The organism is Arthrobacter sp. 9V, assembly GCF_902506065.1.
Lineage (GTDB): Bacteria > Actinomycetota > Actinomycetes > Actinomycetales > Micrococcaceae > Arthrobacter.
The window spans coordinates 2291362-2303717 of sequence record NZ_LR732912.1 but is presented as its reverse complement, the minus strand read 5'-3'; the positions used below and the strand labels follow the sequence as shown (position 1 = coordinate 2303717).

At 60.6% G+C, this 12356-nt stretch carries 11 protein-coding genes; all 11 read left to right on the top strand.

What is annotated here, in order from left to right:
- The first annotated feature begins 2 nt into the window (after positions 1-2).
- The 11 genes from BACI9J_RS10775 to BACI9J_RS10725 all read left to right on the top strand — a co-directional run bounded on the left by BACI9J_RS10775 (position 3) and on the right by BACI9J_RS10725 (position 12336).
- Entirely contained in the window at positions 3-1514 is a 1512-nt protein-coding gene (locus BACI9J_RS10775; protein ID WP_026540739.1) for a CoA-acylating methylmalonate-semialdehyde dehydrogenase, read from the top strand.
- Between the two features lie 27 nt (positions 1515-1541).
- Entirely contained in the window at positions 1542-2459 is a 918-nt protein-coding gene (locus BACI9J_RS10770; RefSeq protein WP_159734365.1) for a sugar phosphate isomerase/epimerase family protein, read from the top strand.
- A gap of 61 nt (positions 2460-2520) precedes the next feature.
- A complete protein-coding gene (locus tag BACI9J_RS10765) occupies positions 2521-3534 on the top strand; it encodes a Gfo/Idh/MocA family protein (protein ID WP_159734364.1) in 1014 nt (337 codons plus the stop codon).
- A gap of 12 nt (positions 3535-3546) precedes the next feature.
- On the top strand, positions 3547-4422 hold the full coding sequence (locus BACI9J_RS10760; RefSeq protein WP_159734363.1) for a sugar phosphate isomerase/epimerase family protein: 876 nt from the start codon (positions 3547-3549) through the stop codon (positions 4420-4422).
- Positions 4423-4445: 23 nt separating this feature from the next.
- A complete protein-coding gene (locus tag BACI9J_RS10755; RefSeq protein WP_159736430.1) occupies positions 4446-5849 on the top strand; it encodes a sugar porter family MFS transporter in 1404 nt (467 codons plus the stop codon).
- 233 nt (positions 5850-6082) lie between these two features.
- Complete coding sequence (locus BACI9J_RS10750) at positions 6083-7084, top strand: substrate-binding domain-containing protein (RefSeq protein WP_159734362.1); 1002 nt, start codon at positions 6083-6085, stop codon at positions 7082-7084.
- 64 nt (positions 7085-7148) lie between these two features.
- The gene (locus BACI9J_RS10745; RefSeq protein WP_159734361.1) at positions 7149-8198 is read left to right on the top strand and encodes an ABC transporter permease; all 1050 of its coding nucleotides are present in this window, start codon (positions 7149-7151) and stop codon (positions 8196-8198) included.
- A gap of 12 nt (positions 8199-8210) precedes the next feature.
- Complete coding sequence (locus tag BACI9J_RS10740; protein ID WP_159734360.1) at positions 8211-9137, top strand: ATP-binding cassette domain-containing protein; 927 nt, start codon at positions 8211-8213, stop codon at positions 9135-9137.
- 117 nt (positions 9138-9254) lie between these two features.
- Positions 9255-10253, top strand: coding sequence for a Gfo/Idh/MocA family oxidoreductase (locus BACI9J_RS10735; RefSeq protein ID WP_159734359.1), 999 nt, complete (start codon positions 9255-9257; stop codon positions 10251-10253).
- The gene (locus BACI9J_RS10730; RefSeq protein WP_159734358.1) at positions 10250-11305 is read left to right on the top strand and encodes a Gfo/Idh/MocA family protein; all 1056 of its coding nucleotides are present in this window, start codon (positions 10250-10252) and stop codon (positions 11303-11305) included. Before BACI9J_RS10735 ends, BACI9J_RS10730 begins: the two co-directional genes overlap by 4 nt.
- Complete coding sequence (locus tag BACI9J_RS10725; RefSeq protein WP_159734357.1) at positions 11302-12336, top strand: Gfo/Idh/MocA family protein; 1035 nt, start codon at positions 11302-11304, stop codon at positions 12334-12336. The genes BACI9J_RS10730 and BACI9J_RS10725 overlap by 4 nt, the downstream gene beginning before the upstream one ends.
- The last annotated feature ends 20 nt before the right edge of the window (positions 12337-12356 follow it).

Sequence of the window (12356 nt, the reverse complement as noted above, 5' to 3'; positions counted from 1 at the left end):
ACATGTCGACGACGACCACATTGACCACCATTCACCACTTCATCAACGGCGCTGAAACCACCGGCGAGGGAGACCGCACCCAGCCGGTCTACAACCCGGCCACCGGCCAGGTATCCGCTGAGCTTCGACTGGCGAACGAGGCGGACTTGAACGCCACGGTTGCCGCGGCCCGCAAGGCAGCGGATTCGTGGGGCGATATTTCCCTGGCCAAGCGCACCGCGGTCTTGTTCAAGTTCCGCGAGCTGGTTGCGGCGCACGTGGATGAGCTGGCCGAGTTGATCACCGCCGAGCACGGCAAGGTCCTCTCAGACGCCAAGGGCGAGATCGGCCGCGGCCTGGAAGTAATCGAGTTCGCCTGCGGCATCCCGCAGCTGCTCAAGGGCGACTACTCGGACCAGGTCTCCACCGGGATCGACGTCTTCTCTTTCCGCGAGCCCTTGGGCGTCGTCGCCGGCATCACGCCGTTCAACTTCCCCGTCATGGTCCCGCTGTGGATGGCACCCATGGCAATCGCCACCGGCAACGCCTTCATCCTCAAGCCCTCCGAGCGTGACCCCTCCGCCTCGATGCTTCTGGCCAAGCTGTGGAAGCAGGCCGGGCTGCCCGACGGCGTATTCCAGGTCCTGCACGGCGGCAAGGAAACCGTGGACGGGCTTCTGACACACCCGGACGTGGACGGCATCAGTTTTGTTGGTTCCACCCCGATCGCCCAATACGTCCACGAGACCGCCACCAAGCACGGCAAGCGTGTCCAGGCCCTGGGCGGTGCGAAGAACCACGCAATCGTGATGCCCGACGCGGATCTTGACAACGCCGCGGACCACCTCGCCGCCGCTGCTTTCGGCTCCGCCGGGGAACGCTGCATGGCCATCTCCGTTGCCGTCGCCGTCGGAGACGCCGCTGACTTGATTGTGAAGAAGGTCGAGGAGCGCGCGCTGGCCGTGAAGGTCAAGAACGGCACCGAACCCGACGCCGAAATGGGTCCGGTCATCACCCCGGCCTCCAAGGAGCGGATCGTCAAGATCGTCACGGAAGCCGAAACCGCGGGCGCTGCCATGGTGGTGGACGGCCGCGACCTCGTGGTCCCGGGCCACGAAGACGGCTTCTGGGTAGGCCCCACCGTGATCGACCACGTCAAGACTGAAATGACTGCCTACACCGAGGAAATCTTCGGGCCTGTCCTGGTAGTGGTCCGCGTTGCCGACCTCGAAGAAGGCATCGCGCTGATCAACTCCAACCCCTACGGCAACGGCACTGCGATCTTCACCTCCTCGGGCGCCAACGCCCGGAAGTTCCAGCGCTCCGTCACCGTGGGTATGGTAGGCATCAACGTACCCTTGCCCGTCCCCGTGGCGTACCACTCCTTCGGTGGCTGGAAGAATTCCCTCTTCGGCGACAAGCACATCTACGGACCCGAAGGCGTCTCCTTCTACACCCGCGGCAAGGTCATCACTTCCCGCTGGCCCGAGCCCACCCACGCCTCCGGCGCCTCTTACAACTTCCCCTCCAACTGACCCCACCCAAAGAAAGACATAGCTGTCATGACTGATGTCGAGAACAAACTGATCATCGGCACCGCCCCTGATTCCTGGGGTGTATGGTTCCCGGATGATCCACAACAGACTCCGTGGGAACGGTTCCTGGATGAGGTCGCAGAGTCCGGGTACAAGTGGATCGAGCTGGGTCCCTACGGCTATCTGCCCAGCGACCCCACCCGGTTGGCTGAGGAACTGAAGCAGCGGGACCTCAAGGTCACCGCAGGGACGGTCTTCACGGCCTTCCACCGAGGCGCCAGGCAATACGACGAAGCATGGGAACCGGCCCGAAAAGTTGCCGAACTGACTGCGGCCATGGGCGGAGAACACATTGTGGTCATCCCCGCCATGTGGCGTGACGACGTCACCGGGGAGGCCGTGGAGAACGGTGAACTGTCCGACGAACAGTGGGCGGACCTCTTTGCGGGCCACAACCGCATGGGCAAGGTCCTGTTGGAGGATTTCGGTTTGCAGCAGCAGTTCCATTCTCACGCCGACTCGCACGTTGGTGCTCAGAAGGACATAGAAACCCTGCTGGCGTCGACAGATCCGCGGTATCTGAACCTTTGCCTGGACACCGGCCACGCTGAGTACTGCGGTGCTTCCAGCCTGGAACTCATCAAGAACTATCCGGACCGGATCGGCTACCTGCACCTCAAGCAGATCAACCCGGAGGTCCTGGCCGAGGTCAACGAAAAGAACATGACCTGGGCAGCTGCCAACCTCGCAGGCGTCATGACCGAACCCCCCAACGGCCTGCCGGACCTGCGCGCCGTCATCGAAGCAGTGGAAGCGCTCAACCGGCCCATCTTCGGCATCGTGGAGCAGGACATGTACCCGGTAGCGTTCGATGTGCCGATGCCCATCGCCAAGCGGACCCGCAATTACTTGCTGTCCTGCGGTTCCCGCACCAGGGTCCAGTAACACGGCCAGCAACACGGCCAGCAACACCCCACCCAGAAGAACTTCACGAAGGACAAATACAGTGACCAAGACTCTCCGCGTTGCCGTCATCGGCGCAGGCCGCATGGGTGCGGACCACATCAAGCGCCTCAGCACACGCATCCACGGTGCTGAAGTAGCCGCCGTCGTCGACGTTGATCTTGCCCGGGCGCAAGCTGCCATTGAGGGAATCGACGGCGCCGTGGCTCTTGCCAGTGCCGATGAGGCGCTGAACAACGGCGACGTGAACGCCGTCCTGATCGCCACTCCGGGCTTCCTCCACGAGGAAATCCTGTACAAAGCCTTGGAGAAGGATTTTCCAATTCTGTGCGAGAAGCCCCTGACGCCGGACGCCGATAGCGCTTGGAAGGTTGTCCAGGCCGAGCAGTCCTTGGGTCACAAGCGCATCCAGGTGGGTTTCATGCGTCGTTTCGATGCCGAGTACTCGGCGCTGGGTGCAATCATCCGAAACAGCGAATTGGGGGAGCTGTTGATGTTGCACCACCAGCACCGCAACCCCAGCACGCCGGAGGGCTTCACCAACGAGATGCTGATCAACGACTCCGTAGTCCACGAGTTCGACGCGATCCGCTACTTCACCGGCGAAGAAATCACGTCGGTGCAGGTCCGTCTGGGCAAAGCCACCCGCAGCGCCCCGAGCGGACAGCACGATCCCCAGCATGTCCTGCTGGAAACCGAATCCGGTGTACTGGCCGACGTCGAAATCTACGTCAACGCCAAGTTCGGCTACCAAGTGGCTACCCAAGCATCCTTCGAAGAAGGAATTGTCAGCATCGGCGGGGACAACGGTCCGTACGTCCAGACCGCCGGCACCTGGGGCGGCAACGTCACCCCCGGCTTTGAGGAACGGTTTGGCACTGCTTACGACGTCGAAATCCAGTCATGGGTTGACGCCGCCCTCCGCGATGAAATCGGCGGTCCCACCGCTTGGGACGGTTACGCTACCGCGGCCTGCTGCGAGGCAGGCGTCGAAGCCCAGAAGTCCGGCGAAAAGGTCCAGGTGCAGTTGAACACCAAGCCGGAACTGTACAAGTAGGGGATCGACCACATGAAGATTGCACTGGATCCCACACCTTTCCATCACAGCCACACGCTGTTGGAGTTCCCGCGCGTGGCGGCCGATCTGGGGTACAAGTACCTGCAGATGACCCCGCACGCGGATCTCATCCCGTTCTATAACCACCCCAAAGCAGACGATGAACTGGTGGGCAAGCTGAAAGCGGCTTGTAAAGACGCCGGCGTCGAAATCGCCTCGGTCCTCCCGGTCCTGCGCTGGTCCGGGCCTGATGAGGATGCCCGCGAGGCCGCAGTCCGTTACTGGAAGCGGGCCATCCAGATCGCAGTTGACCTCGGTGTCCAAACCATGAATACAGAGTTCAGCGGCCGTCCGGAGAAGGCGGAGGAGTCAGAGCGTGCGTTTTACCGCTCCATGGAGGAGCTGCTCCCGATTATTGAGCGCGAGGATCTGGATGTTCTGATTGATCCGCATCCGGACGACTTCGTAGAAGATGGCCTGGCGGCCCTCCGCGTCATCAGGGGAGTGAACTCACCGAACATCGGAATGGTGTACGTTGCTTCCCACAGTTTCCACATGGGCAACAAGCCGTTGGAGATCATGCGGGCAGCAGGGGACAAGCTTCGCCTGGTGCACGTCTCGGACACCATGAACCACCACGCCTCCCACGGCCTCCGCTACATCACCAACCCGCCAGGTAACGCTGTCCGCGTACACCAGCACCTCAAGATCGGCGACGGCGACGTGAACTGGGACGAGTTCTTTGGCGGCCTGAAGGAGATCGGTTTCCTGGACAAGGAAAACACTGTGATGGTTTCGTCCGTCTTCGCCGAGGATGAGAATGCGGAGGAAGTTTCCATCTACCAGTTGGAGACCATGAAGCAGCATATTCAAAAGGTCACGGCGTGAGTTCTGCCCCACCCGTCTATTCAATGAAGCGGCCCGGTAACCACAAGAGGGCGCTCCGGACCGTCACCATCATTTCCACGTTCGGCGGCTTGCTTTTTGGTTACGACACGGGTGTGATCAACGGTGCTCTGCCGTACATGCAGGAGGACCTGGGACTCACACCCCTGACCGAAGGGCTGGTGACATCCTCACTTCTGTTCGGCGCAGCGTTCGGAGCTCTCCTGGGTGGGCGCCTCGCGGACCGTCACGGCCGCCGCAGGATGATCATGGTCCTGGCCATGATCTTCCTTCTGGGGACGCTTGCCTGCACGTTCGCGCCCACCACTGAAGTGATGGTTGTTGCCCGCTTTGTCCTTGGTTTGGCCGTTGGCGGAGCCTCCGTGACTGTGCCGGTGTACCTTGCCGAAGTTTCCCCAAGTGCACGGCGCGGGCGGATCGTCACCCAGAACGAACTCATGATCGTTACCGGGCAGTTGCTGGCTTTCATCTTCAACGCCTACTTGGGAAACACCTTTGGTGAAGCCGGGGGAATCTGGCGCTGGATGCTGGTGATTGCAACCCTTCCAGCCATAGCCCTGTGGATCGGCATGAACTTCATGCCGGAGAGCCCGAGGTGGCTCGCTTCCATTGGCAACTTCGGTGAAACGCTCAGCGTCCTGCGCCGCATACGTTCCCAGGAGGAGGCGCGGGTTGAGTTCGAGGACGTCAAAGCCATGGCCGTGGAGGACTACAAGTCCAAAATGGGCTCTTGGAAGGACCTGGGCATTCCTTGGCTGCGCCGGATCTTCATGGTGGGGCTTGGGTTGGCAGTGATCCAGCAGATCACCGGCGTGAACTCCATCATGTATTACGGCACACAGATCCTTGCCGAGTCCGGGTTCGGCAGGGAAGCGGCGCTGACAGCCAATATCGCCAACGGTGTGATCTCCGTTCTTGCAACGTTTGCGGGCATCTGGCTTCTAGGTAAGGTGGGCCGCCGGAAAATGCTCATCACCGGACAGATCGGCACTACCAGCGCCCTGCTGTTAATCGGAGTGTTCTCGCTAATACTGCCGGAAGGTACGGCGCGCGGGTTCGTCATCCTTGCTTTGACTGTCACTTTCCTGGCATTCCAACAGGGGGCGATCTCACCGGTGACCTGGTTGATGCTCTCGGAGATCTTCCCCCTCAAAATCCGTGGCCTTGGGATGGGCGCGTCTGCGTTCGTGCTGTGGATCGTCAACTTTTTGGTGGGTTTTGGTTTCCCGCAACTACTCGCTGCCATTGGTCTTTCCAACACCTTCTTCGTCTTTGCCGTACTGGGTGTCGGTGCCATCACGTTCGCACTCAAGTTCATTCCCGAGACCAAGGACAAGAGCCTTGAGGACCTGGAACATTACTTTAAGAACGTCGCAGCAACGGCTGCAGCGAGTTCAAAGGATCGCTGACCATTCCCGGGTGGGACATGTTGCCCACTTGTCCAAGGGCAGTACCGCATTAACCTGCGGTGCTGCCCTTTTTCGTATGCCCCACGCGATGACGCATAAGGCAAGTTAGGTGATTACATCCTAATGTCAGGACAAACTATTGACTTATGTGCTGCGGGTCACCATGATCAATGTAGGCGCAATCCGACGGCTGCAAAGTGGCAGCCCGGAGCTGTCATCAAAGGAGATTCAAAGTGGGTAAATTTTCCTGGCGTAAGGCCACCCTCGTTGCGGCTGTCGTGCCGCTGCTGGCACTCAGCGCGTGTTCCAGCACCGGGGGTAAAACCGACGGATCGGGCAGTGGTGAAGGTGGAGGCCAAGTGGCCTCGACCGAACGGATCAAAGTAGCGCTCATTACCCATGCTGCCCCCGGTGACACCTTCTGGGACATTCTCCGCAAGGGTGCCGAGGAAGCTGCTGCGAAGGACAACGTTGAACTCCTGTACACCTCGGATCCCGAGGGTGGCCGGCAGGCTCAACTGATCCAGCAGGCCATTGATCAGAAAGTGGCCGGCATTGCAGTCACTTTGGCTAAGCCCGACGCCCTGAAGGACGTCCTCAAGAAGGCAGAGGACGCGGGAATCCCTGTGGTCAGCCTGAACTCCGGCGCAGATGTCTGGAAACAGGTGGGTGCCTTCACTCACTTCGGTTCAGATGAGAACCTGGCTGGCGCTGCCGTAGGTGAGAAGCTCGCCTCACTGGGCGTGAAGCACCCTATCTGCGTCATCATGGAGCAGGGCAACGTTGCCCTTGACTCGCGGTGTGCAGGTGTGAAATCCAAGGTCGCCGGGACAGAAAATTTGTTCGTCCAGGGCACCGATATGACGCAGGTCTCCTCCACGGTCACGGCCAAACTTCAGGCAACACCGGACGCGGACGCCATCATCGGCCTTGGCGCACCCTTCACTCTGACCATCAACAAGGCTGTGGAGTCATTGGGACTCCAAAGCAAAGTAAAAGTCGCATCTTTCGACATGAACGGCGAGCTGGCACAGGCCATCATTGATGGCAAGGTGGCCTTCACCGTTGACCAGCAGCCGTGGCTGCAGGGCTATGGCGCCATTGACGCGCTGTGGCAGGTCAAACGTGGTGGAATCCACGTGGGCGGCGGCCTTCCTGTTCTGACCGGACCCTCCATCATCGATCAGTCTTCGGCTCCCGATGTCCTCAAGTTCGCCAAGGAAGGCATCCGCTAAGGATGCTCCCAGCGGGTTCCCCGGGCCCCAAACCCGCCGAACCCGGCCCTAGCAGGAGAATGCCATGACACAAACCCTATCCAAAGCACCCCTCCCCATCAGCGATGAACGGGTCGGCAAGCGCAATCCTCTTCAGAAACTGCTTGGTCGCCCGGAAGTCGGCGCCCTCGTGGGTGCAATAGTCCTCTTTATCTTCTTCTCGTTGGTTTCTCCCACGTTCTTGCAGCCCGCATCATTCGCTACCGTCCTCTATGGAAGTTCCACCATCGGGATTATGGCCGTGGGTGTTTCGTTGCTGATGATCGGCGGGGAGTTCGATCTATCCACAGGCGTTGCGGTCATCAGTTCTGCCCTGACCGCGTCCATGTTCAGTTGGTACTTCAGCACCAACGTCTGGGTAGGCGTTGGCTTGGCACTGGTGGTATCGCTGGCCATTGGCTTCATCAACGGCTGGATCCTGATGAAGACCAAGCTTCCGAGCTTCATTGTTACCCTGGCCACGTTCCTGATGTTGACGGGCCTGAACCTTGGTTTGACCCGAATGATCGGCGGCGGTGTTTCATCTCCTTCCATTTCTGACATGGACGGTTTTTCTTCGGCGCAGGCAGTATTTGCCTCATCGGTGAACCTGGGCGGAGTGGAAGTCAAGATCACCGTTTTCCTGTGGATAGCCCTCGTTGCCGTTGCCACCTGGGTGCTGATGCGTACCCGTGTGGGCAACTGGATCTTCGCCGTCGGAGGCGACGCAAACGCTGCCCGGGCAGTGGGTGTTCCCGTGAAGGCCACCAAGATCGGACTCTTCATGGGCGTGGGATTCTGCGGTTGGATCCTTGGAATGCACAACCTCTTCGCTTTTGACTCGGTTCAGTCCGGCGAAGGTGTTGGAAACGAGTTCCTGTACATCATCGCCGCCGTCATCGGTGGTTGCCTTTTGACCGGCGGCTACGGTTCGGCAGTGGGTGGTGCTATCGGTGCCTTTATTTTCGGCATGGCCAACAAGGGCATTGTGTACGCGCAGTGGAACCCGGACTGGTTCAAGTTCTTCCTGGGCCTGATGCTGCTGCTCGCCACCATCGTCAACCTGGTGGTCAAACGCCGTGCGGAACTGAAGTAAGGGGCCCGGGAAATGAACTCCAAAGCCATCAACCAGGAAACGCTGCTTAAAAATGAGCGTGACCCCCTTACCCACACTCCTGTCCACCTTTTGTCCTTGGACGGAGTGGGAAAGCACTATGGCAACATCATCGCGCTGAGCGAGGTCACCATGGCCGTGGACAACGGCCGCGTTACCTGTGTTCTGGGCGACAACGGTGCCGGCAAGTCAACGCTGATCAAGATCATCGCCGGCCTTCACCAGCACGACGAAGGCAACCTGAACATCATGGGTGAGGAACGGAAGTTCGGATCACCCCGCGATGCCCTGGACGCCGGTATCGCCACGGTGTACCAGGATCTTGCAGTGGTGCCCTTGATGCCCATTTGGCGGAACTTCTTCCTTGGCTCCGAGCTCACCAAAGGCTTCGGACCGTTCAAGTACATGGACGTCGAGCAGATGAAGGCCATCACGCTCAGGGAACTGGCCGAGATGGGCATCGACCTCCGCGATGTTGAGCAACCCATAGGACAGCTCTCCGGTGGTGAACGCCAGTGTGTCGCGATTGCCCGTGCCGTCTATTTCGGTGCGAAGGTGCTCATCCTGGATGAACCCACAGCGGCGTTGGGCGTGAAGCAGTCAGGCGTGGTCCTGCGCTACATCCTCCAGGCCCGCGACCGCGGCCTTGGCGTCATCTTCATCACCCACAACCCCCACCACGCGTTCCCGGTGGGTGATCGCTTCCTTCTTCTTAAGCGTGGCAAATCCATCGGCTACTACGACAAGAAGGACATCACCCTGGACGAACTCACCGCCCAGATGGCCGGAGGCGCTGAACTTGCCGAACTGGCTCATGAGCTGGAGCAGTTGGGCGGGCATGGCGATGTAGTGAAAGAGGTAAAAGCCGAGGTGGCGGAAGTGGCAGACGGCGTGAACGCCGGCGCTCCGAAACACGCCTAGGACCGCGCAGGTTCGACGGCAACGTGGTGGCGGGGTGCTCCGGTACATAGGAGCACCCCGCCACGCTGTCCGTAACAGCTGCCCCAGCCACACAGACCCCCAACAGAAGGGAGCACCATGCCGATCCGGGTAGGTGTTATTGGCGCCGGAATCATGGGCGCCGACCATATCAGGAACCTCTCCACCACCATCGGGGGTGCCGAAGTCACCTTCGTGGCAGATCTCGACGTCGACCGTGCCGCAGCGGCCGCACCTCCCACTGCGCGCATCACCTCAGACCCCTCGGAACTGATCAATGCCAGCGAGGTAGACGCCGTCGTGGTCGCCTCGCACGATTCCACGCACGCCGCTTTGGTGCTGGAATGCTTCGAAGCAATGACCCCGGTACTCTGCGAAAAGCCGTTGGCGCCCACGCTTCTGGAAAGCGTGGAGGTAGTGGAAGCAGACGCGGACATTGTGGCCGCGACGGGCGCTTCGCTGCTGTCCCTGGGGTTTATGCGACGCTTCGATCCGGGCTACGTGGCTTTGCGCCGTTCCGTGCTGGGCAGGGAGCAGGGTGAGCCCCTCGTGGTGCACTGTGTCAGCAGAAATGGCGCCGCAGCACCGGGAACAACCGCGGAATCCGCCATCACCAACTCGGCCATCCACGAACTGGACATTGTTCCCTGGCTGCTGGACTCGCCTGTCACCGAAGTCTCATGGCAGGCCGGTCGGAGTACACGGCGTGCCGAACCCGGCCTGCGGGACCCGTCGTTCATGATCCTTCGAACTGCGGACGGGACTCTCACCACGTTGGAACTGTATCTCAATGCCCAGTACGGGTACACGACGCGTTGCGAGGTGGTTTCCGAACTGGGAACCACCTCACTCCAGGAATCGTCTCTTCTGGGCATCGAACAGGATGGAGCCAAGCTAGCCCCCATCGCTCCCGATTGGCGCCCCCGCTTCGCCGATGCCTACCGGCTCCAGCTGCAGGCGTGGATCTCTGCCCTCGCCAACGGAGAAACCCCGCCCCTTGCCGGCGCGCAGGACGGCCTCAACGCCTCCCTCGTTGCGCAAGCCATGATCCAGTCTTTGCATAGCGATGGAACCTCAACGAAAGTCAGTTACTCGTGACACCACCGACGCTCCCTCATTCCCGCATCCCGGCATCCCGCGATGCTCCTGTCCTCCGATGGGGCATCATGGGCCCAGGGTGGATTGCAGAACGGTTCACCGAATCCATCCAAGCGCATACCGGGCAGGTGATAGCCGCCGTCGGGTCCCGCTCGCTGGAGCGTTCCAAAGCCTTTGCTGAGGCATACAACATCCCCTCTGCCTACGGCAGCTATGAGGAACTGGCCGCGGCCCCGGAGGTGGACATCGTTTATGTATGCACGCCACATACCAACCACCACACGGCAGCTGTCATGGCAATCGACGCCGGCAAGCACGTCCTGGTTGAAAAGCCGATCGGTGTGGACGCATACGAGGCGCGGGATATTGCTTTCCGGGCCGAGGCCGCAGGAGTCTTTGCCGCCGAAGCACTGTGGACGTTCTTCCTCCCGAAATTCGACGTCATCCGGCAGATAATCGAGACCGGGATGTTGGGCACCATCACAACGGTCGTTGCCGAGTATGGTGAACATTTTGATCCCTCGCACCGCATCTTCGACCCGGTGTTGGCTGGCGGTCCGCTTCTTGACCTGGGCACTTACCCTTTGGCCCTGATCACTGAAGTGTTGGGAAGTCCACAGCGGCTGCACGCCGTAGGTCAACCCCATGAATCAGGGGTCAACGCCCAGCTATCGGCTGTCATGCAGTTCGACGGCGGTGCCCAGGCTGTGGTGAACACGCACCTGCACAACTTCACGCCCACTGCGGCCACCATTGTTGGCTCGGAAGCCACTTTGGCGATCGAGGGGCCTTTCAACATGCCCGGCGCGTTCGAAGTCCGGTTCCCCGACGGCACCCGGTTACGCCACGAGGAACCAGCTGGCGGACACTTCGAAGGCCTTCATTATGAGGCCGCGGCGGTGGCCAGGGCTGTTACCGCAGGCAGCACGCAACTCAGCCAACGGACTCTGGCGGCCTCTATCGCCACCCTGGAAGTGGCCGATGAAATTCGTCGCCAACTCGGCGTGGTGTTCCCCCATCCAAAAGCTCCTACCTTTGAAGGAAAAATATGAGTGATGTCATTCTTGGTCTTGTTGGTGTGGGTCGCATCGGCGTCATGCACGCAAACAACATCGTCGCCCTCAAGGACACCCTTGCCCGCAGGGGCGTCAATATCCGCCTGATGCTCACCGACGTTGCCACGGACCACGCGCGCTCCGTCGCAGCCGGCTTGGGTGCAGAATTCGTGCCTTCGGTGGGGGAACTGTTGGAATCCGGCATTGATGGCCTGGTCATTGCCACGGGAACGGCCACCCACCCTGAGTTGATCCGGGCCGGGGTGGATGCGGGCATCCCGGTCTTCTGCGAGAAACCAGTTGCCCTGAATGTTGCCGATGCCCTGCCCGTGCTGGACTACATCCGAGAGAACAACGGCGTGGTACAAATCGGCCATCAGCGGCGCTTTGATGCCGGCTATGTGGAGGCCAGGCGCGCCTACCAGGCCGGGGAGTTGGGATGGATCCACTCGCTGCGCGCCGTCACCTGCGATATGGCACCGCCTCCCATCGCGTTCCTGGCAACCTCGGGCGGGTTGTTCAGGGACTGCTCGGTCCACGACTTTGACATCCTCCGCTGGTTGACCGGCCGCGAAATCGTGGAGGTCTACGCCAAAGGTTCCAATAATGGCGACCCCGGGATAGGAGAAGCAGGTGATGTGGATACGGCCTTGGCGCTCATCACTTTCGACGACGGCACGGTGGGAACAGTATCTGCCAGCCGGTACAACGGGGCCGGTCACGATGTCCGCCTGGAAGTCCAAGGCTCCACGGGGTCGGTCATGGTGGGCTTGGATGAAAAGACGGCCGTGTCTTCGGCTGAACACGGAGTCACCTTTCCCCAAGGAAATCCGCATCAGACCTTTGCCGAGCGCTTTGATCAGGCCTACCGCTCAGAAATGGTGGCGTTTGTTGAACTGGTGATGGGGGAACGCGGGAACCCCTGCACCCCGGAGGACGCGGTAGCAGCCTCCCGGGTGGCGGATGCAGCTCAGGAATCGTTGGCGAGTGGTGTGGCCGTGAAGGTTGCGCTCAAGGTGTCCAGCTGACATTTCCACCCAAGAATGCC